Genomic DNA, 23,393 nt, shown 5'->3' on the forward strand with positions numbered 1-23,393 from the left:
TTTAAAGCTTAGAATAGCCCAATAACATAATTTCTATTTTTTCTCCCGCGTTCATATTTGCACCATTTTCTGGAAGAATCGCTAATGCTGTATTTTGTGTGAGATTATTAATCATTGAGCTTTGGAGAGATTTTTTACTTGCAAAGCTTACAAAGATTTGACCTTGTGTAATGCGAAGATCACATGCTCGAAATTCCATTCTTGAATCGCTGCGTTTGACATCTTCTGCCAAAGTCGCTTGAAGAATCAAGGGCATCTCATCAGTGGCTTGAAGTCGATTGATAAGTATTTTGCCAAAAAGATAAAAAGTAACCGCACACGAATTTGGAAAGCCGGGCAATCCTAAGGCAAGTTTGGGATTAGAATCTTGTTGATGCTTGATTCCAAATGCCACGGGTTTGCCCGGTTTTAGCCGCACACCTTTAAACTGAATCTCCAAAAGCTCTTGCATAACCTCTTGTGTATAGTCATAATCCCCCATACTCATACCGCCTGTGCTAATGATAATATCGCATTCATTTAACGCCTGTTGGTAATAATGCTTGATTTGATCTTTATCGTCATTTAATAAAGGATAAATGATCGCATCAGCTCCCATTTGTGTGATGATCGCTTCGAGCAAATGTGTATTGACACTGCGGACAAAGTTATTTTGTGTGCTACATTCTCCTACTTCGAGAATCTCATCGCCAACGCATAACACACCTACACGCACTTTTTGACGCACAAGCACAAAGCTTTGATTAAGCTCGGCAAGCAGTCCTATCTCAAACGCACCGATTCTGCTTCCAGCTTTAAGTAAAATATCTCCCTTGTGATAATTATCACCGATTTGACGCACCCATTGCGATTTTTTAATCTCATCAGTTTTGAGGGAGGATTTGAGATAAATGCGTCCCTCCCTTTCTTCAATGTGTTCAACGATCACAAGCGTATCAGAATCTATAGGCATTTGTGAGCCCGTAAAGGTTTTGATTGCACAGCCACTTTTGAGTGTCGGAAGTGAGGGATTTCCAGCTTTATTATCGGGGAGTAGGGTTAAACCTTGAGATTCTAATTGCTCTCTGTCTTCCCAAAAAATCGCATAGCCGTCCATTGCTGCAGTAGGGAGAGGTGGAATGTTATTTTGTGCGATAATATCTTCTGCCAAGATTCTATTAAGCGCATTTTTGAAAAATACCTTTTGCACACCGAGCGGTTTTAAGGGTATATCTTGCAGAATCTTTCGTACTTCATCAAAACTAACAAGACGAGGGAAATTTTGTGTATTTGCCGTGTGCATCATATATCCTTTGTTGGTATAGAATCTAAAGTAAGTGCCCCATTTTTTGCTTTTTAATGGTGAGATAATTTTCATTGTGCGGATTAGTCGGCGTGATAATACTATGGCGAACGACTTTCGCATAGGGTGAGAGGGCGGAGATTTTTTTAGGATTGTTGGTTAAAAGATTGATTTGCGTGATGTCAAAGTGTTTAAAAATCTCTTTGATAATGTCATAATTACGCATATCACTAGGGAAACCAAGCTTTTCATTTGCTTCAACGGTATCAAATCCTTGATCTTGCAAATGATAAGCGTTAATCTTGTTGAAAAGCCCGATGCCTCGCCCTTCTTGACGCAAATAAACAAGCATTCCTCCATCGGGTTTGTTTTGAGCAATCTGTTGCATTGCCAACGCAAGCTCATTCCCACAATCACATTTTTTTGAGCCAAAGACATCACCTGTAAGGCATTCAGAGTGGATTCTCACAAGAGGTGTTTGTCCGAGTTCTTTGCTATACACGACAAGATGTTCTAAGGGGGTATCTTGATTGGGGATAAATTCTCGAAAACTTTTTACCCAAAAATCGCCAAATTTTGTTGGCAGATGGGCTTGATTAGAGATTTCAAATTTCATTATAGTATCCTTAGATAGTTTTTATGATTGATACAAAATTATGATTGCATTTTTTAAAATGTGATTATAAAATGTCTTGTTAAATCTTTGGTGTAGCGATATTTATTTTTTACACCTCACTATTTTTAGGCTGTGATTTTTTTGCGTGTGTGTATTTTTTGTATCGTTTATAAAAAATATACAAGCACAACACCAAAACGACAATCCCCAAGGCAATAAGCCCAGCTGTTTGGACATAGCCCCGAAGTGCCATCTCTTGAGGCGAAAGATCGTGTGAGGTAAAAGTATGCAAAATCATTTCAAGTGAGAATCCATTCCCAAACACGACACCAATATAGTAGCCAATGAATGTTAAAATAATGACCCAAATCCCTGCTCCTAAAGAGGTGTAAAAACAGAATTTGGCAAGATTCATTCGTGCTAAACCTGCGGGCAAAGAGATATATTGTCTCACTACCGTGATAAGTCGCCCGATAAAGGTGCTGATATGTCCGTATTTCGCAAAAAAATCTTCCATTTTTTGCATCGTTTTTTCTGTGAAGAAAAAATATTTACCATAAGCAATAAGAAATTCTCTCCCGAATTTTAAGGCAAGGTAATAGTTAAAAAGTGCCCCTACAAGAGAACCACCAATCCCACAAAGCACAGCAAGAATAGCATTCATTTCGCCATTATAGACTAAATAACCAGCAGGTATCATCACGACTTCGGAGGGAAAAGGAAAAAAGCTAGATTCTAAAAACATCATTATGAAAATCCCTATATAGCCGAGATTCCCTACACTTTCAACAATAAAATTAATAATCGCGCCTAAAATTTCGCCCATAACTTCCTGCCTCTAAATATTTTGTAGTGATATAGTGAAATATTGTTTTTAAGTTTGATATAATGCCATATCTTTTTTAAATGACGATATTAAAACTAATGGAATAAGCTATGAGAGAATTATTTGAGGGAGCAATTAAGTTCCGAGAAGAAGATTATAATGAGCATAAAGAGCTTTACGAAAGTCTTAAAAAACATCAAGATCCTCACACGCTTTTGATTACTTGCACAGATTCTCGTGTAGTGCCGAATCTGATTACAAATACCTTGCCCGGAGATTTGTTTGTCATACGTAATATGGGCAATATCGTGCCGCCTTATCTTGGCAAAGACAAAGGGATACGCGGAGGATATTTAGCGACAACTTCGGGCATTGAGTATGCTATCAGCATCTTAGATATTCAAAATGTTATTATTTGTGGGCATAGTGATTGCGGGGCTTGTTCTGCGATTTATGAACCTCCAGAAAAGCTTAATAATGCTCCTTATGTCAAGAAATGGATAGAGCTTTTAGAACCTGTCAAGCAAAAAGTCGATGCGCTGAAGCCTAATTCTAAAGCTAAACGCACTTGGCTTATGGAGCAAATGAATATTGAACATCAATTAGAGAATCTGATGACTTATCCTTTTGTGGAGGAGCGATTCGATAGGGGAGAGCTTAATGTTTATGGGTGGTATTACATCATTGAAACGGGTGAGATTCTTAATTATAATATGATAAAAAGAGAGTTCCGCCCCATTAATACGATTAAATCAAAGGAGAAATGATGATCTTAATGAGCGGACCTTGTGTGATTGAAGAATACGAAACACTTTGCGCGATAGCCGAGACTTTACAGCCTTTAGCCAATCACCCAAAAATTGATTTTTATTTCAAGGCAAGCTTTGATAAGGCTAATCGCACGAGTCTTGAGAGCTATCGCGGACCGGGTTTAGAGAAAGGCTTAGAGATTCTCGGGCGTATTAAGAAAGATTTTGGCTATAAGATTATCACAGATATTCATGAAAGTTATCAAGCTCCTCATATTGCAAAAGTAGCAGATGTGATTCAAATCCCTGCGTTTTTGTGCCGACAAACGGATTTGATTGTAGAAGTAGCAAAGACAGACAAAATCGTCAATATCAAAAAAGGGCAGTTTATGAATCCTGCAGATATGAAACATAGCGTCTTAAAGGCGATTAAAACGCGTGGAGGCACACAAGCGACTTATGAAGAAGCGCAAAAATATGGCGTGTGGCTGACAGAGCGCGGAAGCACTTTTGGCTATGGGAATCTCGTGGTCGATATGCGCTCACTTGTGATAATGCGCGCCTTTGCACCGGTGATTTTTGATGCGACACATAGTGTGCAAATGCCCGGAGCTGCAGGAGGCAAAAGTGGCGGTGATAGCTCTTTCGTGCCTTATTTAGCAAAAGCGGCTGCGGCAGTAGGTGTCGATGGATTCTTTATGGAAACACATCTTGAGCCACAAAAGGCATTGAGTGATGGACCTAATATGGTGCAAACACAGCAGCTTTTAGATTTAGTCTATAAACTTTTAGAAATTGAGAATCTAACCCAATCTTAAGGAGATACAATGAATATTATTGAGGGGAAACTCCAACTTTTAGGCAATGAAAAAATTGCGATTATCGCATCACGTTTTAATCATCTGATCACTGACAGACTTGTAGAAGGCGCAAAAGATTCTTTTTTAAGACATGGCGGCAAAGATGAATTATTGGATTTGTATTTAGTGCCGGGTGCTTATGAAATACCTTTTACCTTACAAAAGATTCTCTCACAAAGCGAATATGACGGAATCTGCTGTCTTGGAGCGGTGATACGAGGCTCTACTCCGCATTTTGACTATGTGTCTGCTGAAGCGACAAAGGGGATTGCTAATGTTACGCTTAAATATGGCGAGCCTGTTACTTTTGGCGTTTTGACAACGGACAATATTGAACAAGCCATTGAGCGAGCAGGGACAAAAGCAGGAAACAAAGGTTTTGAGGCGATGTCTGGCTTGATTGAGCTTATCAATCTTTACCGAAATATCGGGGTATAAATGGCGACACGCACACAAGCAAGAGAAGCTGTTGTAGGTATGCTTTATGCCTATGACTTAGGCAATAATGATATTATCGAATTAGCTCCGGATATGCTCAAAGAAAGGAAAATCAAAAATCATCAGCAGACTTTTGCTATGGGGCTTTTGAAAGGTGTGATTGAGCATTTAGCGGTGCTTGATTCTAGAATCCAACCTCACCTTAAAGAATGGGAATTTTCAAGGCTAGGAGGTATGGAGAGAGCAATGCTAAGGCTTGGTGCGTATGAGATTCTTTATACTGATACCGATGCACCTGTGGTGATTAATGAAGCAGTAGAGCTAGGAAAAATCTATGGTGGAGAAGACAATGCGCCAAAGCTTATTAATGGCGTCCTTGATAGTTTGCACAAGACAAAAAGTAAGGCTGTGTGATGGAACTTTGCATCGCGCTTGATAATCCCTCACAAAGACAGAATCTCACCCTTTTAGAGACGCTTCAAGCCTTAGAAGATTCTCAAAAATCCAAGATTTGGCTTAAAATCGGACTAAGAAGCTTTATCCGTGATGGTGTCAAGGGGCTTGAAGCGATTAAAAAAATGGGAGATTACAGAATCTTCCTTGATTTGAAAATCTATGATATTCCTAATACGATGCTTGATGCGCTGAATGAATGCTATGCAATCGGTGTGGATATGCTCACAATCCATACAAGTTGTGGGTTTGAGGCGATGAAGGCTATCGCAATGCTTAAAGCTAAGCACAATGATTTTCCGCTAGTCATTGGTGTGAGTGCGCTCACAAGCTTTGATAATGAGGGATTTGCAGAGATTTATAATGCTAATGTGTTTTCTCATACGATTCACCTCGCCAAACTTGCCTATAATGCAGGGATTGATGGCGTGGTGTGTTCTGTGAGTGAGAGTTTGGCAATAAAAAGGGCTACTGATAAGAGATTTTTAACGATTACACCGGGTATCCGCCCTTTCGGCGAATCAGCGAATGATCAAAAACGCGTAGCGACTTTGCAAGATGCTAAACTTGCACAGAGTGATTTTATAGTCATTGGACGCCCCATTTACAAAGCAGAAAATCCTTTACAAGTAGTCAGACAAATCCTTTCTTTGATATAAAGTATCAATAAAATTCTAAAATCAATGTTTAGCGAGGACAAAAACGACTACTCCAATCAAAGCATTAAAGAATGGCGAGGAGATTTCAATGATAAAAATATTCTTTATAGTATGTTTGTTGATGTTTGTCGTATCTTGTGCCGAGAATCCAAAGGTATGCGAAAGCGATGATGATAGAATCAGTGGGTGTGTGAGTAAAGTTTATGACGAAGATGGGACTTTGATGGGTGAAATGCCATATCAAAATGGCAAACTCAATGGTTTAGTAAAGGCATATGGCGCAAATGGAGAGCTTTTGAGCGAAATGCCTTTCAAAGAGACTTTAGTAAATGGCATAGCTAGATTGTATAATGAAAATCAAGTGCTGGTAGAGGTTAATTTCAAAGATGGTGAGCTTATCAGCGGAAAATGTGGTAATGGCAAGAAACTCAATGAGGAGGAATTATACAGAGCAAGTGTTAGCTTTGTTGAAGCACTCGATATTTGCAAGCACATTCAGTAGGAGCAAAATAAAAGGAGGATTGATTAGTGGCAACATTATTGTTAGCGGCAACTTTGGCATTGAGCTTTCCTAATGTAGAGAATCTAAGAGAGTGTAAAGATGAAAATGATAAATTAAATGGCTGTGCAGTGAGGTATTATCATGATAATCTTGTTTGGATTGAAACACCATTTAAAAATGGTAAGGCAAATGGTATAGCTAAAACTTATTATGACAGTGGAAAACTTTTTATTGAAACGCCATATAAAGATGATAAATTAAATGGCTTGCTAAAAGGGTATTACGAAAGTGGAAGTCTGAAATGGGATATGCCATTTAAAGATGGCAAGGCAGAAGGTGTAGCAAGAGAATATTATGAAAATGGCAATATTGAGAGCGAATCACTTTTAAAAGATGATAAGTTCAATGGTTTCAGTAGATTCTATGATGAGAATCAGAATCTGCTTTTAGAGGCTTATTATGAAGATGATGAGCCTATCAACGGAAAATGTGGTAACGGCAAGGAATTAAGCAAAGAAGAATTATACGAGGTAGGTGATTCTGAAAGCGCGTCTTATATTTGCAAGTAATATAAAAAGTTTTATAAAAACTTTTGCGCTTATTGTTTAAAATCCCTTGATTTCTTAATGTATCGACTCTATAATTTGATGATAAAAAGTTGCTAGAGACAGAAAGTGCAAGGAGTAGATTGTGAAAGTAATTTCAACGATTAAAGAGATGAGAGAGTATCGCTTATGCCTCACCCAAAGTGTGGGGTTTGTGCCGACAATGGGCGCATTGCACAAAGGGCATCAAAGTTTAATCAAACAATCCATACAAGATAATGCGCATACGATTGTCTCGATTTTTGTCAATCCCACGCAATTTGGCGCAAATGAAGATTTTGATGCCTATCCGCGCGACTTGGAAAAAGACATTACATTATGTGAACAAAGCGGTGTAGATGCGGTATTTATCCCTAGTGTAGAAGAAATGTATTGCGGAGATGAAATCACGCTCAATCCCCCTAAAAAAATGGGCTATGTTTTGGAGGGTTTTGATCGTCCTACACATTTTGCGGGTGTGCTGCAAGTAGTCCTAAAGCTTTTTTCTTTGATACAACCACATCGTGCGTATTTTGGACAAAAGGACGCACAGCAAGTATTAATCCTTCAAAAAATGATAAGCGATTTATTTTTACCGATAGTTATTGTGCCTTGTCCGATTGTGCGTGATGATGATGGCTTGGCATTTAGCTCACGCAATATTTATCTTAGCCCTAAAGAGAGAGAAATTGCCTTGCGTATCCCTCAAACGATACAGAGAGTGCGCACATATATTGCGCAAGGTATCACACAAGTATCGCAATTAGAATCTTTAGCTTTTAAAGAGCTTTCATATGATGGGCTGATGCTGTTTTATGCAACTTTTCGTAATCATCAGCTGGAGTATATCACGCATATTGAGCAAGGGAAAAGTATTTTTCTTATTGCGGCGAAAGTGGGCAAAACGCGTTTGATTGATAATCTATGGATATAAAGTGAGAGTTATGAAAAAACTTAAAAATGTATTGATTTGTATGCTTTTAATAAGCGGAATGTGGGGATATGATAGTATTGATGATGCGCTGAAAAATGGTGTTTCTAGTGGTGATATTACTTTTTATGGTAATTGGACAATGGGAGCAAAATCAGACAATCACAAAAAGGACGAAACGAGTGATGCCGGGTATTTGGTAGGCAGTGTAGGATTGGCTTATCATTCGGCATTTTGGAAATATCTCCGTGTGGCGGTGAGTTTTCGTGCGACAGGCGTTTTGTATGAAAATGATCGCTATTCCCAATGGTCTGCTGAACCTTTATCAAATAATCCAAACCGATACGGCAAAGGCGATGCTTCAAAGGATTTTTATATGAATGATCGCACGATGCTGGGGCAGTCCTATATAGAATATTTCGATGGCAATACGAGTATCAAGGTCGGACGCGTTTTTGCAGATTCTGAATGGGCAGATAGGCTCATTGATGGCGTGTGGCTACGCAATCGCTCTTTGCCTAATGCGTTGATTGAAGTTTTTTGGGTCAAAAATAATGGCTATGTGCAATACAACAAAATGACAGGATTCTATGAGGTCAATCCTTATAATGTCTTAGGCTTAAGTAATGCAAGTTTTAAATATTATGTGGGTGAATGGCTAAACTTCAAAGTTTATGGCATTGCTAATCCTGAAGTTTTTTGTGCTGTGGGGGGAAAAGTCTCCTTGCGTTACAACACTTCAAAATCTTATCTTGGAGCGAGTGGGCATTTCGCAACGAGTTTTGAGCAGTATCATGGAATCTTGAATGGCAAAAATGGCAATGGCTATAATTTTGACTTCAAAGCTTTTGTCGGTGTCAAGCAAATGGCGGAAGCAAGTGTGGGATATGTCGGCACAGGAGCGAATATTGGCTGGGGGTCTTTAAATACTTTGGGCAATAATGTCAGTCCGTTTTTTATGTGGGGTGGAAGGGCTTTGATGCAAGGTGCTGATGCGAATCTATGGTATGGAAAAGTGATGTTTGATATGGATAGAGTGAATTTTGCTATTGTGTATGGCAGCACGAGATTTTGTCCGCAACAAAATTCATCTGGCACACAAGGTGGGTATGATCGCGTCAATGAAGTGAATCTTCTGCTAGATTTTGGCTTTACCGAGCATTTGAGTGCTTTGCTCAATGTGCTTAATACACACGGCGGGTCGCAGCGGTATTATCCTCATATGACAAATATTAATCTCGGATTGAAACTCGCATTTTAACCTTTAAAATAAGAATAAATACTAATTTTATTGACTTCATTAATGCAAATGGCTAAAATGTTGTCTTTATGAGATATATCAAGGATATTGAATGGAATCTATCACGATTGTTCTTGTTGGGCAACCCAATGTCGGAAAAAGTTCTTTGATGAATAAAATCTGTGGGACGCACATTAAGGTAGGAAATTTTACAGGCGTAACGGTAGAAAAATCAGAAGCGACGATTATCCACAAGGGTTATGAATTAAAATTTATCGATTTGCCCGGCACTTACTCATTGAACGAATATTCATTTGAAGAGCGTATCACAAAGTCATTTTTGGAAAATGAAAAATATGATGTGATTTTGAATATTTCAGATTCTACAAATTTAGAACGTTGTTTGTTTTTGACAACACAGCTTTTGGAGATTCACTCAAAGATGTGCTTAGCTCTTAATATGAGTGATGAGGCAAAAAAAGAAGGTATCAGTATTGATACAAAATGTTTAGGGGGGATACTTGGCGTAGAATGCGTGAATGTGTCGGCTTTTAGCGGTGAAAATCTCTCATTGCTTTTGGATAAGTTGATTGAAGTTAGTCTGCAGCCATTGAAACCCTCTAAACGCGTGTATGCAAGTTTCTTAGAAGATGAGATTGATAAGATTCAGAATTTTTTAGCACAGAAGCATTTTGATGAAATTGAATCTTTGATGCGCACTCATAGTGTGATGTTTTTTTCTTTGCGTGATGTTGCGCTAAGGCTTTTGATGCAAGATAATACTATTGCTCAAGCTCTTCATGATAAGGGCTGTTGGGGTGAGCTAAGTGCGCAAGTGCAAAAATCAATTGAAAATATTTATCGTCAAAGTCATGATAAAAATATGAAAGATATTTTTTTGAATGATGCCTTAGGCTTTGCCAAAGGAGCGGCTTTAGAATCGATGACAATTAAAGCTCCTAAACACAAAAATAAAACACAAAAAATAGATTCTGTCTTGCTTAATAAATATCTAGGCATACCTATTTTTCTTTTTTTGATGTGGTTGCTTTTCCAGATTACCTTTTATTTAGGTGAGTTTCCTAAGGTATGGATCGAAGAGGGTATGGATATGTTTGGCGAATGGGTTGAGGAGATAATCCCCAATGATTTTCTTGCCTCATTGCTTTCAGGAGGGATTATCGCTGGTGTTGGAGCTGTGCTAAGTTTCTTGCCTCATATTTTGATACTTTTTTTTGGGATTGTGCTTTTAGAGGGCACAGGGTATATGTCTCGTGTGGCTTTCTTGCTTGATGGATTCTTTCATAAATTTGGTTTGCATGGTAAAAGTTTTATCCCGCTTGTAACCGGTTTTGGTTGCTCTGTGCCGGCATATATGAGCACAAGAATGCTTAAAAATCGCAATGACAGAATGCTCACACTTTTTATCATTAACTTTATGAGCTGTGGTGCAAGATTACCGGTATATACGCTTTTTATCGGAGCATTTTTTACACCAGAATCAGCGGGTAATATTTTATATATGATTTATATTTTTGGTGCGTTAGTAGGGCTATGTATGGCAAAGATTCTGAAACTTACTGCATTTAAGGGAGATGATGAGCCTTTTGTGATGGAGATGCCCAAATATCGTTTTCCTAGCTTGAATCTCATCACTTTTAGCGTGTGGCAAAAGGCTACGAGCTATATTAAAAAAGCAGGGACATTTATTTTAATCGCTTCTGTGGTGATTTGGATAGGGACACAATTCCCCAAAAATGAGGCATTAGAGGAGGCGTATCTTCAGTCTGTGGAGGTATTAGAATCTCAAATCAGTGAGAGCAAGAATCAAGAGGAGATTGATACCCTCGAAGAGCAGATTCTCCAAGAGAATCGATTGTTCCAATCACAACGCGTTGAGCAAAGCTATTTGGGGCGCATTGGGACATTTATCCAGCCTATTTTTGCACCTATGGATTTTGATTGGAAATTTTCAGTTTCTTTGTTGAATGGTTTGCTTGCTAAAGAAACGATTATTTCGGCAATGGGTGTTTTGTATGCTTTGGGTGATGATATTGATGAGGATAATGATTTGCCTTTACGGGAGGTTTTGGCTCAAAGTGTGAGTGTGCCAACAGCGATTGCATTTATTTTGTTTATTATGTTTTATAATCCTTGTTTTGCTGCAAGTATTGTTTTTGGCAAAGAAGCTGGAGGGAAACGATATATCCTCTATCTCTTTCTTTTTACAAGCATCGTGTCTTATGTATTTGCCTTTTTAGGCTACAAAATCACAAGTCTGATTGTATAGTAAATTAAAGATTATTGTAATGGGTTTTACTTGACAAAAAAGAGAGGTTATATTATAATAACGCCCTTATGGTTATATGGCGTATTCGGCGGGGCGTAGCGCAGTCTGGTTAGCGCACTTGGTTTGGGACCAAGGGGTCGAAGGTTCGAATCCTTTCGCCCCGACCATTAAGAAACTTCATTAAATATTAAATTATGGTGGGTGTAGCTCAGTTGGTTAGAGCATCAGGTTGTGGCTCTGAGGGTCGTGGGTTCGAGCCCCATCTCCCACCCCATAAATTTCTCTCTGTGATTAATGCGTTCGTAGCTCAATTGGATAGAGCACCAGACTTCGGATCTGGGGGTTAGGGGTTCGACTCCCTTCGGGCGTACCACTCATTTGCGCTCATAGCTCAGCTGGATAGAGCAACGGCCTTCTAAGCCGTAGGTCAGAGGTTCGAATCCTCTTGGGCGTACCACCTTTTTTCCTTAGTCGTAGAAGTTTTAGTTTAAATCATTCCTATAGTTTTGCCTGCTTCAAATAAAAGCCACCATGCAAAGATTCCAAAAAGTCCTCCACAAATTTTGTCAATATAATAAAAGTATTTTGCACAGATATATTTTCGTGCTATTGATCCGATCATAATGATAAAACAAAAAGCGATAAAAAGTGAGCACCATAAGACAATAAAGCTCCAAAAGATTCCATGTTGGAAGGTTAAAAATGGTGTGAGCAAGAAAATAAAAAAAATAATCGCCTTAGGATTGGAGAGATTTACAATAAGCCCTCGCAAATAGCCATCTTTTTGGGCATTGTGAAATTCTATTTCATTGTTTGAAGGAGGGAGTATAAGGAGATTGTAAGCAAGATAAAGCAAATACAATCCACCTATAAAACTTAAAAAAAGTTGTATAAAAGGAATGTTTAGAATATAGCTTAATCCAGCATAAATAAGTGCAAAATAAAGTAACCACCCTGTGGCAATACCAAATAAAACTTGAAAGCCTTGCTTTGTCCCAAAAATGAGCGTTGAGCGAAGGACAAGGATAGAATCGGGACCCGGCGTAATGGCAGCAAAAAAGGCTACAAGGCTTAATAATATCAATTCGTGCATAAAAATCCTTTTTTATGTTTGAAATGCTTATAATTTGCGGTGATTATACAATACTTTTTGGCTTGAGTAAGCCGATTTTTAGAGAATTTGGGATAGAATTTAAGCTAAGAATCAGACTAAAATACATAAATGGAGTAATAATGGACAGCTTGATAGAATATAATAGTGTAGATATAAAAATTGATGATTCGATAAAAAATAGTTATTTAGATTATTCAATGAGTGTCATTGTAGGGCGAGCTTTGCCTGATGCTAAAGATGGACTAAAACCTGTGCATCGGAGAATCTTATATGCAATGAGTGAGCTAGGAGTAACTTCTAAAGCATCATACAAAAAAAGTGCAAGAATTGTTGGAGATGTAATCGGTAAATATCACCCTCATGGAGATACAGCAGTTTATGATGCGCTTGTAAGAATGGCGCAAGACTTTTCAATGCGTCTAAAACTTGTCAATGGGCAAGGAAACTTTGGTTCTATTGATGGTGATAGTGCAGCCGCTATGCGTTATACAGAGGCCAAGATGACGGAGGCAGCAGAAGAGTTGCTTCATGATATTGACAAGGGCACGGTGGATTTTTTACCCAATTATGATGATACATTAAAAGAACCTGATGTATTGCCCACGCGTTTTCCCAACCTTCTTGTGAACGGTTCAAGTGGTATTGCTGTGGGTATGGCGACTTCTATACCGCCTCATCGTATTGATGAGGTCATTGATGCGCTGATTTATGTCAATAAAAATAATCCTCAAAGTGTAGAGCCATTATTAGACATTGTGCAAGGACCTGATTTTCCTACAGGTGGGATTATTTATGGTAAGGCAGGTATTTTAGAAGCTTATCGCACTGGTAGAGGGCGTATTCGTGTGCGTGCAAAAGTGCATATTGAAAAGACGAAGACAAAAGATGTGATTGTGATTGATGAAGTGCCTTATCAAGTAAATAAAGCAAAGCTTGTCGAGCAAATTTCCGAGCTTGCTAAAGAAAAAGTTGTCGATGGTATTTCTGAAGTGCGTGATGAAAGCGATAAAGACGGCATAAGGGTTGTTATTGAGCTTAAAAAAGATGCGATGAGCGAAATTGTGCTTAATAATCTTTTCAAATCTACCGCAATGGAAAGCACATTTGGTATTATTCTTCTTGCTATCAATAATAAAGAGCCTAAAATTTTTAACCTATTGGAACTCTTGCAAATTTTTGTAGGGCATCGCAAAACCGTGATTATCCGCAAGACGATTTTTGATCTTGAGAAAGCCAAAGCGAGAGCGCATATTTTAGAGGGATTAATTATCGCGCTTGATCATATTGATGAGATTATTCGTATGATTCGTGCATCGAAAGATACTGAAGAAGCAAAATTTGCTCTTATGGATACATTCCGTTTAAGCGAACTGCAAGCTAAAGCGATTTTGGAAATGCGCTTACAACGTTTGACAGGGCTTGAGCGTGATAAAATCACTGAAGAATATACCCAGCTCCAAATTAAAATCGCCGAATTAGAATCAATCCTCAAAAGTGAAGAAAAACTAAGAACAATCATCAATGAAGAACTCCTTGAAGTAAAAGAAAAATTTAGCACAAAAAGACGCACACAAATCGAAGAGGATTATGATGCGATTGATGTTGAGGATTTGATTCCTAATGAAAAAGTAGTCGTTACTATGAGTCATCGAGGTTATGTTAAACGGGTATTACTTAAAACTTATGAGAAGCAAAATCGAGGGGGTAAGGGTAAGGTAAGCGGTAATACGCATGATGATGACTTTATAGAATCTTTTTTCGTGGCTAATACGCATGATACGATTATGTTTGTTACAAATAAAGGGCAACTTTATTGGTTGAAAGTATATAAGATTCCCGAAGCGGGAAGGACTGCTATCGGTAAAGCGGTGGTCAATCTCATTAATATTCAAGCAGATGAAAAAATCATGGCGACTATCACCACGACAGACTTCAATGAAGACAAATCACTTGTATTTTTCACAAAAAATGGTGTTGTGAAACGCACAAACCTTAAAGAATACAGCAATATTAGAAGTGTGGGAATCCGCGCTATTAATCTTGATGAAAATGATGAACTTGTAACTGCAAATATTATAGATTCTAATGTTAAAGAATTATTCATAGCGACTTATCAGGGTATGTGTATTCGCTTTGGACTCGAAGGATTGCGTGAGATTGGACGTGCAAGCCGTGGGGTAACAGGTATCAGATTTAAAGCAAATCAAGATTATGTGATTGGTGCGACTACGATTACAAGTGATACTGATAAACTCTTAACCGTGAGCGAACAAGGCATCGGGAAGCAAACATTAGCAGGAGAGTATCGTTTGCAGTCTCGTGGAGGTAAGGGTGTGATTGTAATGAAGCTTACTGCAAGAACAGGTAAGCTCGTGAGCGTTGTGAATATCAATGATGAAAATATGGATTTAATGGTGCTCACAAGTTCGGGTAAAATGATACGCGTTGATACTGAAGCAATCCGTGAAGCAGGACGCAATACGAGTGGTGTTAAAATCGTGAATGTTGGCAATGATAAAGTGGCTTATGCGAATGTTTGCCCCAAAGAACCAAAAGATGAAGACATCATTGAGGGTGAATCTGGTGAGTTGATTTAATGCGAATCTTCCTTTCAATCTGTTTTTTTTGGGTCATACTAAACGCTCATAGTATCTTAGATGAAATACCTTATAATGATACTTTGGACGGATTGGAAGTGGAGGTTTTGATTTCTTATAAGATTGTCAGTCAGAATCATTTAGCGCAAAAAGAACGTTATCGTGTCTCCCATGTGATGAACTATCAGGGTGATTCACGCAATGGCTATCGTGTTGCCAAAGAATGTGAGATTGATGTCAGTGATTATGAGATTATGGACGATATGCCGTATTTTATTGTGTATATTTTGCGTCAAGAAAAGGAGAAGGTTTTGGATTGTCTTTATAGCAATGAAGTCAATATACGAGAATCTGCAAATGGTAAAGATAATGTTCTAACTTCTCGCGTGAGTTTAGAAATAGTGCCTACACGAGCTCGTGCAGTGTTATTGGACAAAAGTGTAATACTTAAAATTTTATCAAAGGAGAAAGCTTGAAGATAGCAATTGTTGAAGATGACATCAATTATCGTAAGTCTTTAGAAACTGCTTTTGAGGACTATCCTGAATATGAAATTATGAGTTTCAAGAATCCCAAAGATGCGCTTAAAAAGCTCGATGATAGTTTTGATTTGGTGATTACTGATATTAATATGCCGCAAATGGATGGATTGGCATTTTTACAAGAGCTTGGCGGGCGTTACGAGGCGATTGTGATTACCGGAAATGCTTCGGTGCAAAATGCAATCAAATCCATTCGGCTAGGTGTTAAGGATTTCTTGATAAAAGGTTTTGAGATTGATACACTGATTGAGGCAATTCAGAGAAGTCATAAAGTCAAACAGATTGCGCAAAAATCGCCTAAAGTCAATCCTCAAGCACACAATGAGAGTAAAACTTTTGTTTCAACCTCTCCACAACTAGAATCTGCTAAAACAATTGCTTTAAAGGTTGCTAGCACTGATGCGAATGTCTTGCTTTTGGGGCAAAGTGGCGTAGGGAAAGATGTATTTGCGCATTTTATTCATCAAAACTCTCATCGTCATAACGCTCCCTTTATTGCTATTAATATGGCAGCAATTCCGGAGCATTTATTAGAATCTGAACTTTTTGGATACGAAAAAGGAGCTTTTACAGACGCTACAAGCGCGAAACCGGGTATTTTAGAAGATGCCAATGGTGGGAGTGTGTTTTTAGATGAAATCGGCGAAATGCCACTTGGGCTACAAGCAAAACTTTTGAGAGTCTTGCAGGAAAAAAGTCTTACAAGATTAGGGAGCTCAAAGCCTATTAAAATTGATGTGCGTTTTATTTCCGCGACAAATGCAGACATTCAAGCAAAGATTGCAAAAAATGAATTTCGTGAGGATTTATTTTTCCGTTTGCAGACTATCCCTATCCCTATCCCCCCACTCAAGGAGCGTCAAGAGGAGATTCTGCCCATTGCTCAATGGAAACTAGAGAATGTATGTGTGCAATATGGCTTGACATCGAAATATTTTGATGAGGATTCTCAAAAAGCATTGCTTGAATACGAATGGCCCGGTAATGTGAGAGAATTGCTTTCGGTCGTAGAGCGTGCGGGAATCTTGAGTGAGGGAGATATAATAGGCGTCAAAGATTTGTTTCTTAAAAGTCGCGCTCAAGCATTTGGGTTAAGCTCCCCAACACAGCAAAATGATAAAATCGCACATTTAGAAAAGGAGCTTATTGCTCAAACACTCTTAGAATCTCACAATGATATTCAAAAAGCAAGTGATATATTGGGTATGAATCTTGAAGTCTTAAAACACAAAATCGCTCGTTATGGGCTTTAATCAGAGCTAGGAGAGAATGGTTTTTTTGTCGCATCGATAAAAGTGTAACCGAAAGAAAAAGAGAATCCGATTAAAAGACTACTTCCTGTTTGTTTAATATCTCGTCCTTGTAGGGCATAGTATTTGATAAAAGGCGCGAGCGCAGTTTTTTTGTAAAATTTAGAATCTACGCGTAATTCTACTTCGAGTTGATAAAGTGGGTTATAGGAAGCAGGGGCAGAATTATGAATATAGTGTCTAAAGTTTGTGTAGTAGTAGATTTTAGAATATTTGCTTAATGTATATTCGATTTTGATTCCGCCTTCCCAACCGAGACTTTCTGAAGCTGTGGTAAGGGCAAAATCTTTTTCGCCAAAAATATTTAAATGCAAATCCTTGAGATACAATCCATCAAAGAATTTTATCCCACCATTACCCCGCACGATTTGTCGTCTGTCGTATCCTACCGGAGGGTCAAATTCTGTTTGATAGTTGAGTTTGACAAAAGGACCAATTTCAAAGCCCCCTATAAAGCGAGGAATATACCAGATTCTGTGTGTGTAGTCAGAAGAGAGGACAATGCGATCAATAGTGCGGTTGTCGATTTTTGCCTCGCCTTTGGGATAGATAATAGTGCGTCCATAATCGGCATTAATAGAGTTAAACACGACATATCGCGGTGCATAAAAGTCAATCCCTAAGTCAAAAAACCCCTGAATCATTAATTGAGAATCACCTGTAATACGGCTGTCTGAAAAGCTCGTATAATATTCTTGGTTGCGTATAGAGGTTGAGCTAAGATTAGCAGCAATGCGCTTAAGCTCAATATGCCAATTGCGCCGATCGGGATTAATGTCAATATCTGTGCCTAAAGCATACACACAGATTATCATGCTTAAAAAAAGACAGAATCTATTCATTGATCTTTGGTATTTTGGTGTTTGATTTTATCGAGCCATTCATTGAGTGTTTTTTCAAATCCTTTTTGCGTGGCTTGAACAAATTTTAAATCTTTGTGTAAATAAGGCTGATCAACCCAACCGCCGAATTGGTGCGGATAAAGATAATCTTTAGAATGTGGTAGGATATGAGGCACAATAGGCAGAATCTCACCTTTTTGAATCGCTTCTAGGGCTTGATTGATTGCTTCATAAGCAGTATTGCTTTTGGGGGAGCTTGCAAGATAAATCACGCATTGAGCAAGGATAATGCGTGATTCTGGATAGCCGATTTTACTTGTTGCGACCATCGTGCTTGTCGCAAGATTGAGTGCGTGTGGATTAGCATTGCCAATATCTTCACTTGCAAGAATCACTAAGCGTCTTGCAATAAACTCTGGATTCTCACCCCCTGCAATCAGACGCGCAAGGTAATAGATGCTTGCATCGACATCACTCCCGCGTATGGATTTAATCATCGCACTGATGAGATTATAATGTATGTCATCATCACCGCAACCATCATTAAGACTCGTTGGACGCAAGGATTGTAAATGCTCTAAAGTGATTTGTTGATTCTCTAAAGATTGATTTTGATGAGGTAAGCAATCAAGCCCAGCATCAAGGAGATTAAGCATAGCACGCGCATCTCCACCACTTGATTGAATCAAATAATCCTGTGCTTGTGGCGTGAGCGTGATATGCGTGTTGATATGCTGATGAATATATTGCATAGCATGAGAGAGAATCTGCTCTAATTGTGCGTTATTGTGTGGTTTAAGCTCGAAAAGAAAGCTTCGTGAGCGTATAGCATTTGTAAGTGTATAGTAGGGATTGTAGGTGCTTGCGCCAAAGATAATCGCTTCATAATCTTCCATAATTGGTAAGAGAACTTCTTGTTGTGCTTTATTGAGACGATGGACTTCATCGATAAAAATCAAAGGCTGATAGAGCGAATGTTGATAAGATTTGAGGAATTTTCTTAATTCTTCAATTTTAAAGGTTGTCGCATTAAACATTCCAAATGGTTTTGATAGGGTGCTAGCAATGAGCTGGGCAAGAGTAGTTTTACCACTACCGGGAGGACCATAAAAGAAGCAATGAGGAAGCGTATTGTTTTGTATCATCTGATACAAAGGTGTGTGTGGCGCAATGATATGTTCTTGTGCGATAAAATCTTCAAATGACTTGGGGCGCAAAATATGGGCGAGATTAATCAAAACAATATCCTAACGATTTTTTGAAAAAAGGATAATTTCATAAGAACTTTCTTGTGTTTTGAGGACATTTTTATTGCCTTTATGCTTGGCTAAATCTTCGCGCAAATCGCCTGTCATTTTATCAAGCTCATCAAGCCGTTCTTTGAGGCGCAAAATAATATCTACACCTGCAAGATTCACACCCATATCACGCGTTAAACGCAATATTGTTTTAATTTTGTCAATATCGCGTTGAGAATACAGACGCATTTTGCCATCTGTGCGTCCGGGTTGGATAAGCCCCTCTTTTTCATATTGACGCAAAGTTTGAGGGTGAATCTCTAAGATTTTTGCGACTACGCTGATAAGATAAACGGGTTCATCATAACTATACATGGGATACCTCCTAATAATTTTATTCGGGCAGTTGGGTTTGGAGCATCGTTTTCAGCTCTTGTGATAAGGTGTCTGTATGGGGAATAATAATATTAGCTTTGAGATACAAATCCCCCATGATATTTGTTTTGCGATTCTTGATACCTTGCGCTTTGATACGAAACTTTTGATTGTTTTTGGTATTAGGCGGAATAGTGAGTGTTACTTCTTTATAAAGTGTTTGAACTTTGACTTTTCCACCAAAAAGTGCGGTTTTAAGAGGAATGTCAAAGGCTTTGCTTAAATCATCACCATCACTTTGATATGTGGCAGATTCTAAGACATTGACCTTAAGAAGAAGATCACCCACTCGTCCTCCTTGAGAAGCACCCTTGCCTCGCAAACGGATTGTTTCACCATTTTTAATACCCACAGGTATTTTAATATCAAACTCACCGCTTTGTCCGTTATAATGATAACTTCCCCCTAAAGCAGCACTTTCAAAGGGAATTTGAATCTGATCTTGCACATCAAGATTGACTGCTTCATGGCGTCCGAAATTACCAAAGCTAGAATTATCGAATCCAAAACCCGTTCCGTTAAATCGGAAACTATTGCCTCCTGCACTAAACCCCCCTTGATGTCCGAAGATTGAAGATAAAATATCATCAAGATTGACATTGTTGCCTTGAGCGCGTGAGAAATCGTGGAAATTTTGTCCGCCAAACATTGCATCACCAAAGCGATCGTATTGAGCTTTTTTATTTTCATCATTTAGCACTTCGTAAGCAGCATTGATTTCTTTAAATTTTTCTTCTGCTCCGGGTTCTTTATTAATATCAGGGTGGTATTTGCGTGCCAGCTTGCGATAAGCCTTTTTAATCTCTTCACTTGAGGCATTTTCGTTAATCTCTAATGTGTCATAAAGACTTTTTGACATTGTTGCTCCTTAAATATTGTTTCAGATATTTTTAGATAGATTATTTTTAGTGTTATTGTATCATAAAAGTTTAGCAAAGTGCAATCAACTTTATGATTTTATGTGAGTTTTAAGAGTTTTAATCTTATGATTAGATTCTAAATATTTTTATCAATAAAGGCAAAGGTTGTGGAGCAGTTTTTAGCTTTAAAAGCATCGGCAGGGAGTGGCAAGACTTTTGCCCTATCATTACGTTTTGTGTATTTGCTTTTTTGTGGGGCAAATCCTCATCAGATTCTCACGCTTACTTTTACCAAAAAGGCTTCTGATGAAATGTATCACAGAATCCACCAGCATCTTAAGATTCTTAAAGATTCTCTCAAAAATGGCGACTATGCGCAAACAATCATTTATCAAGAACTTATCAAAGAAGGGCTTACACATCAAGACATTGAGGATCATATGTCGAATATTTATGAAGAATTTGCCCAAAGCAAACCGCGTATTATGACTATTGATGCGTTTTTTCATTCTGTGTTAAAGAAATTTTGTTGGTATGCGGGTGTGTCGTATCGATTTGAAGTTGGAAATGCACCAATAAATGAAATCAATGATGAATTTTTATCACAGCTTAATCAACAATCATCGCAACAAATAGCTCGTTTTTGTTTTAGCCACAATATCAGTTTGAATCAATTTTTGACCATGCTTATGAATTTGGATAAGGCTTATGAAGAGATTGATAAATCACAGCAAAATGTTTTTCTTGCATCAAGTCATGATATTGCCCAAGAAATTATTCAAAAAATGCAAGTTATGGCATCTTGGATTCGAAGTGTTCCGAACGCTACACCAAGAGTGGTTAAACATTTTCAAAAAACTTCTCTTGCAGAGATTATGAAATCACCTAGATTTCTCTTAGAATGGCAAGAACACACTTGGCTAAAAAAAATTGATTTATCACCAATGGATAATGTGCGTCAAGAGATTCTAAATCTTTTGAAAGATTATTTTATCAGTAAAGAATCTGAAGTTTTGCAATGGCTGCAATCGTATGTGCAGATTTATAAAAACACACGAGATTTTTATTTGCGCAAAGCAAATTTATTGACATTTGATGATGTAACATTGAAAAGCTATGAGCTTTTGTATCATCAAATAGACAGGGATTTTTTTTATTTTCGACTTGATGATAAGATCACACATATTCTTTTGGACGAGTTTCAAGATACAAGTGTGATGCAGTATCAGATTCTTAAGCCTTTAATGGACGAGATTTGCGCAGGTAATGGGCGATTGAGTGAGCGAAGTTTGTTTGTAGTGGGTGATGAAAAACAGAGTATTTATATGTTTCGTGGGAGTTTTGCAAGTGTGTTTGAGGAGGCTTCAAAGCGTTTGCAAAAATCGCATTTGATTTATAATTATCGCTCAAGCCCGCTTGTGATTGCTTTTAATAACACGACTTTTGCACCTTGCTATGAGGGATTTGTCCCAAGCAAATATCCTAAAGAATCTGCCTCTTCAGAAGGATATGTGAAAGTGCAAAATTGCGGTGAATATCCGTTAGAAGCCGCTGTGTATGAGGAGCTTAATACACTTTTAGAATCTGGCGTTAGTGAAGATGATATTGCGATTTTGGTATTTAAAAACGATGATATTCAGCTCTTGAAAGAGTTTATCAACACAAAGAATCCTTCTATCCAGCTTGCTACCGAAATGAGCTCCTCGCTTTTTAGCAAACAAGAAGTAAAGATTCTGTTAAACGCTCTTTTGTTTATTCAAAACAGGGATAGTGCGTTTTATCTTAAGAATCTCTTGAAGCTTTTGGGGAAGGCATATAACGATGATTTTTCACCCCAATCAGCTCTTTATACTTTAAAAGCAACACGCAAACCTTCAGAGCTACTTCTCACGCTTATTGAGGAATTTAATATCGCAAATAATGTGTCTTTAAAATTTTTAGAGCTAAGTTGTGATTTTTTATCGATTGATGAGTTTTTAGAATCTTTACCCGTGATGATGTGTTCTGCTCCTGCACAAAGCAATCGTGGGGTGAAAATAATGACGATTCACAAATCCAAAGGACTAGAGTTTTCTTATGTGATTCTTGTCGATCGTTTCTCGGGCTCACAAAGTGATAGACAAAAATTTCTCTACAAATATCAAGAGGTTTCTTTGCATCAAATTTATTACAAGATGCAAGGGCGTGAAGACTTTGATGAAGAATATAAAAATGTATTTGAAGAGGAAAAAAAGCGCAAACAACAAGAAGAACTGAATGTGCTTTATGTCGCCTTTACACGAGCAAAAGAGGGGTTAATCGTTTTGCAAAAAAATGAGAAAAGTGCTTATGAGAGATTGTCATTAAAGCCGACATTGCAAGGGGTGATAACGCCGATTTCAAAAGATTCTATGATTGAATTAGAATCTCACTCTATGCCACAGGTTGTAGAAATGTCCTATCATGGGAAGCAAAGTGAATTTATTAGGAATGAACAAGAGACTACAAGCATATTAAATGCTGCCCAATGGAATAATATTAAGTTTGGCGAAGCTTTGCATAGTGTCTTTGAAATGAAGCTTGCCTACAATATGTCAGATGATGATGTTCACACAAGACTTCTTAATCGATACGGATTCTATTGCAATTCTTCCGCGCTTAGTGATGCTTTATCCAAAGCTAACGCGTGTTTGCAAAGTGAAGAATTTAAGCAAATCAGCCGTGATAAGGAGATTCTGTGTGAGGTGAGTTTTATCCATCAAGATAAGTTGTATCGTATGGATACGCTTTTATATAATGATAAAGAACGGATTGTATTAGATTACAAAAGTAGCCTTCAAGGGCATGAAAATCATCAAACACAAGTGCAAGGCTATATGCAATTTTTATCTTCTTTAGATAAAGGGAATCCAAAGGCTGATGTAAAATGTAGAGGTTATGTTGTCTATCCTCTTTATCAGCGTTCATTTTATGAAATTTTTATGTTTTAAATATCAAAGTTTCCTTAAAGTTTATTAAAATAAGATAATATAAAGTCTCAATAAGA

22 protein-coding genes and 4 tRNA genes are annotated in these 23,393 nt (G+C 38.0%); 18 read left to right on the plus strand and 8 right to left on the minus strand.

Going from position 1 to position 23,393, the window contains the following annotated elements:
• Position 1: 1 nt before the first annotated feature.
• The 3 genes from LS68_RS07045 to LS68_RS07055 all read right to left on the minus strand — a co-directional run bounded on the left by LS68_RS07045 (position 2) and on the right by LS68_RS07055 (position 2,724).
• The gene (locus LS68_RS07045) at positions 2 to 1,282 is read right to left on the minus strand and encodes a molybdopterin molybdotransferase MoeA (protein ID WP_138091279.1); all 1,281 of its coding nucleotides are present in this window, start codon (positions 1,280 to 1,282) and stop codon (positions 2 to 4) included.
• Between the two features lie 25 nt (positions 1,283 to 1,307).
• The gene (ribA, locus tag LS68_RS07050; RefSeq protein WP_034371583.1) at positions 1,308 to 1,898 is read right to left on the minus strand and encodes a GTP cyclohydrolase II; all 591 of its coding nucleotides are present in this window, start codon (positions 1,896 to 1,898) and stop codon (positions 1,308 to 1,310) included.
• A gap of 109 nt (positions 1,899 to 2,007) precedes the next feature.
• A complete protein-coding gene (locus LS68_RS07055; protein ID WP_052100352.1) occupies positions 2,008 to 2,724 on the minus strand; it encodes a DedA family protein in 717 nt (238 codons plus the stop codon).
• Between the two features lie 110 nt (positions 2,725 to 2,834).
• On the opposite strand from LS68_RS07055, the gene LS68_RS07060 reads away from it, so the two are divergent.
• The 14 genes from LS68_RS07060 to LS68_RS07125 all read left to right on the plus strand — a co-directional run bounded on the left by LS68_RS07060 (position 2,835) and on the right by LS68_RS07125 (position 11,887).
• Positions 2,835 to 3,491, plus strand: a complete 657-nt coding sequence (locus LS68_RS07060; RefSeq protein WP_034371580.1) for a carbonic anhydrase — start codon at positions 2,835 to 2,837, stop codon at positions 3,489 to 3,491.
• Positions 3,491 to 4,291, plus strand: a complete 801-nt coding sequence (gene kdsA / locus LS68_RS07065; RefSeq protein WP_138091330.1) for a 3-deoxy-8-phosphooctulonate synthase — start codon at positions 3,491 to 3,493, stop codon at positions 4,289 to 4,291. Before LS68_RS07060 ends, kdsA begins: the two co-directional genes overlap by 1 nt.
• Positions 4,292 to 4,300: 9 nt before the next feature.
• Positions 4,301 to 4,771 carry a 6,7-dimethyl-8-ribityllumazine synthase gene (gene ribH / locus LS68_RS07070; protein ID WP_138091281.1) on the plus strand — a complete coding sequence of 157 codons (471 nt, stop codon included), beginning with the start codon at positions 4,301 to 4,303 and terminating at the stop codon, positions 4,769 to 4,771.
• Positions 4,772 to 5,185, plus strand: coding sequence for a transcription antitermination factor NusB (gene nusB / locus LS68_RS07075; RefSeq protein ID WP_034371589.1), 414 nt, complete (start codon positions 4,772 to 4,774; stop codon positions 5,183 to 5,185).
• Positions 5,185 to 5,883 carry an orotidine-5'-phosphate decarboxylase gene (gene pyrF, locus LS68_RS07080; protein WP_034371592.1) on the plus strand — a complete coding sequence of 233 codons (699 nt, stop codon included), beginning with the start codon at positions 5,185 to 5,187 and terminating at the stop codon, positions 5,881 to 5,883. The genes nusB and pyrF overlap by 1 nt, the downstream gene beginning before the upstream one ends.
• 88 nt (positions 5,884 to 5,971) lie before the next feature.
• Positions 5,972 to 6,385, plus strand: a complete 414-nt coding sequence (locus LS68_RS07085) for a hypothetical protein (protein WP_052100353.1) — start codon at positions 5,972 to 5,974, stop codon at positions 6,383 to 6,385.
• Between the two features lie 26 nt (positions 6,386 to 6,411).
• Positions 6,412 to 6,954 carry a toxin-antitoxin system YwqK family antitoxin gene (locus tag LS68_RS07090; RefSeq protein ID WP_052100354.1) on the plus strand — a complete coding sequence of 181 codons (543 nt, stop codon included), beginning with the start codon at positions 6,412 to 6,414 and terminating at the stop codon, positions 6,952 to 6,954.
• Positions 6,955 to 7,075: 121 nt separating this feature from the next.
• Positions 7,076 to 7,903: a pantoate--beta-alanine ligase gene (gene panC, locus LS68_RS07095; protein WP_034371594.1), complete on the plus strand. Its 828-nt coding sequence runs from the start codon at positions 7,076 to 7,078 to the stop codon at positions 7,901 to 7,903.
• A gap of 10 nt (positions 7,904 to 7,913) precedes the next feature.
• A complete protein-coding gene (locus LS68_RS07100; protein WP_034371598.1) occupies positions 7,914 to 9,161 on the plus strand; it encodes an Opr family porin in 1,248 nt (415 codons plus the stop codon).
• Positions 9,162 to 9,252: 91 nt separating this feature from the next.
• Positions 9,253 to 11,430, plus strand: a complete 2,178-nt coding sequence (feoB, locus tag LS68_RS07105; RefSeq protein WP_034371601.1) for a ferrous iron transport protein B — start codon at positions 9,253 to 9,255, stop codon at positions 11,428 to 11,430.
• Positions 11,431 to 11,519: 89 nt separating this feature from the next.
• Positions 11,520 to 11,597, plus strand: a tRNA-Pro gene (locus LS68_RS07110).
• 30 nt (positions 11,598 to 11,627) lie between these two features.
• Positions 11,628 to 11,704, plus strand: a tRNA-His gene (locus tag LS68_RS07115).
• Between the two features lie 22 nt (positions 11,705 to 11,726).
• A tRNA-Arg gene (locus LS68_RS07120) sits at positions 11,727 to 11,803 on the plus strand.
• 7 nt (positions 11,804 to 11,810) lie between these two features.
• Positions 11,811 to 11,887, plus strand: a tRNA-Arg gene (locus LS68_RS07125).
• 30 nt (positions 11,888 to 11,917) lie between these two features.
• On the opposite strand, the gene LS68_RS07130 is transcribed toward LS68_RS07125, so the two are convergent.
• Entirely contained in the window at positions 11,918 to 12,523 is a 606-nt protein-coding gene (locus LS68_RS07130) for a LysE family translocator (protein WP_034369868.1), read from the minus strand.
• A gap of 140 nt (positions 12,524 to 12,663) precedes the next feature.
• Between LS68_RS07130 and gyrA the strand changes: the two genes are divergently transcribed.
• From gyrA to LS68_RS07145, 3 genes are read left to right on the plus strand one after another with little or no spacing between them, the layout of a single operon-like run.
• On the plus strand, positions 12,664 to 15,141 hold the full coding sequence (gyrA, locus tag LS68_RS07135) for a DNA gyrase subunit A (RefSeq protein WP_034369866.1): 2,478 nt from the start codon (positions 12,664 to 12,666) through the stop codon (positions 15,139 to 15,141).
• A complete protein-coding gene (locus tag LS68_RS07140; RefSeq protein WP_034369864.1) occupies positions 15,141 to 15,617 on the plus strand; it encodes a hypothetical protein in 477 nt (158 codons plus the stop codon). Before gyrA ends, LS68_RS07140 begins: the two co-directional genes overlap by 1 nt.
• A complete protein-coding gene (locus LS68_RS07145; RefSeq protein WP_034369862.1) occupies positions 15,614 to 16,936 on the plus strand; it encodes a sigma-54 dependent transcriptional regulator in 1,323 nt (440 codons plus the stop codon). Before LS68_RS07140 ends, LS68_RS07145 begins: the two co-directional genes overlap by 4 nt.
• On the opposite strand, the gene LS68_RS07150 is transcribed toward LS68_RS07145, so the two are convergent.
• From LS68_RS07150 to LS68_RS07165, 4 genes are read right to left on the minus strand one after another with little or no spacing between them, the layout of a single operon-like run.
• Positions 16,933 to 17,835 carry a hypothetical protein gene (locus LS68_RS07150; protein WP_034369860.1) on the minus strand — a complete coding sequence of 301 codons (903 nt, stop codon included), beginning with the start codon at positions 17,833 to 17,835 and terminating at the stop codon, positions 16,933 to 16,935. The genes LS68_RS07145 and LS68_RS07150 overlap by 4 nt on opposite strands.
• Entirely contained in the window at positions 17,832 to 19,070 is a 1,239-nt protein-coding gene (locus LS68_RS07155; protein ID WP_138091332.1) for a replication-associated recombination protein A, read from the minus strand. Before LS68_RS07155 ends, LS68_RS07150 begins: the two co-directional genes overlap by 4 nt.
• 12 nt (positions 19,071 to 19,082) lie before the next feature.
• On the minus strand, positions 19,083 to 19,448 hold the full coding sequence (locus LS68_RS07160) for a helix-turn-helix transcriptional regulator (protein WP_034369856.1): 366 nt from the start codon (positions 19,446 to 19,448) through the stop codon (positions 19,083 to 19,085).
• Between the two features lie 19 nt (positions 19,449 to 19,467).
• A complete protein-coding gene (locus LS68_RS07165) occupies positions 19,468 to 20,367 on the minus strand; it encodes a DnaJ family protein (protein WP_034369855.1) in 900 nt (299 codons plus the stop codon).
• A 153-nt stretch (positions 20,368 to 20,520) separates the two neighbouring features.
• Between LS68_RS07165 and LS68_RS07170 the strand changes: the two genes are divergently transcribed.
• Positions 20,521 to 23,337, plus strand: coding sequence for a RecB-like helicase (locus tag LS68_RS07170; protein WP_138091283.1), 2,817 nt, complete (start codon positions 20,521 to 20,523; stop codon positions 23,335 to 23,337).
• The last annotated feature ends 56 nt before the right edge of the window (positions 23,338 to 23,393 follow it).

This window comes from Helicobacter sp. MIT 05-5293 (genome assembly GCF_000765665.2).
In the GTDB taxonomy this organism is placed as follows: Bacteria; Campylobacterota; Campylobacteria; order Campylobacterales; family Helicobacteraceae; genus Helicobacter_C.

What these genes read in the sequence shown, in the direction of transcription:
- LS68_RS07100 (WP_034371598.1), top strand. Translation starts at nt 7,914, where the DNA reads ATGAAAAAACTTAAAAATGTATTGATTTGTATGCTTTTAATAAGCGGA.
- LS68_RS07045 (WP_138091279.1), bottom strand. Translation starts at nt 1,282, where the DNA reads ATGCACACGGCAAATACACAAAATTTCCCTCGTCTTGTTAGTTTTGAT.
- LS68_RS07055 (WP_052100352.1), bottom strand. Translation starts at nt 2,724, where the DNA reads ATGGGCGAAATTTTAGGCGCGATTATTAATTTTATTGTTGAAAGTGTA.
- ribA (WP_034371583.1), bottom strand. Translation starts at nt 1,898, where the DNA reads ATGAAATTTGAAATCTCTAATCAAGCCCATCTGCCAACAAAATTTGGC.
- ribH (WP_138091281.1), top strand. Translation starts at nt 4,301, where the DNA reads ATGAATATTATTGAGGGGAAACTCCAACTTTTAGGCAATGAAAAAATT.
- nusB (WP_034371589.1), top strand. Translation starts at nt 4,772, where the DNA reads ATGGCGACACGCACACAAGCAAGAGAAGCTGTTGTAGGTATGCTTTAT.
- LS68_RS07165 (WP_034369855.1), bottom strand. Translation starts at nt 20,367, where the DNA reads ATGTCAAAAAGTCTTTATGACACATTAGAGATTAACGAAAATGCCTCA.
- kdsA (WP_138091330.1), top strand. Translation starts at nt 3,491, where the DNA reads ATGATCTTAATGAGCGGACCTTGTGTGATTGAAGAATACGAAACACTT.
- gyrA (WP_034369866.1), top strand. Translation starts at nt 12,664, where the DNA reads ATGGACAGCTTGATAGAATATAATAGTGTAGATATAAAAATTGATGAT.
- LS68_RS07150 (WP_034369860.1), bottom strand. Translation starts at nt 17,835, where the DNA reads ATGAATAGATTCTGTCTTTTTTTAAGCATGATAATCTGTGTGTATGCT.
- LS68_RS07085 (WP_052100353.1), top strand. Translation starts at nt 5,972, where the DNA reads ATGATAAAAATATTCTTTATAGTATGTTTGTTGATGTTTGTCGTATCT.
- LS68_RS07140 (WP_034369864.1), top strand. Translation starts at nt 15,141, where the DNA reads ATGCGAATCTTCCTTTCAATCTGTTTTTTTTGGGTCATACTAAACGCT.
- LS68_RS07130 (WP_034369868.1), bottom strand. Translation starts at nt 12,523, where the DNA reads ATGCACGAATTGATATTATTAAGCCTTGTAGCCTTTTTTGCTGCCATT.
- pyrF (WP_034371592.1), top strand. Translation starts at nt 5,185, where the DNA reads ATGGAACTTTGCATCGCGCTTGATAATCCCTCACAAAGACAGAATCTC.
- LS68_RS07160 (WP_034369856.1), bottom strand. Translation starts at nt 19,448, where the DNA reads ATGTATAGTTATGATGAACCCGTTTATCTTATCAGCGTAGTCGCAAAA.
- LS68_RS07060 (WP_034371580.1), top strand. Translation starts at nt 2,835, where the DNA reads ATGAGAGAATTATTTGAGGGAGCAATTAAGTTCCGAGAAGAAGATTAT.
- feoB (WP_034371601.1), top strand. Translation starts at nt 9,253, where the DNA reads ATGGAATCTATCACGATTGTTCTTGTTGGGCAACCCAATGTCGGAAAA.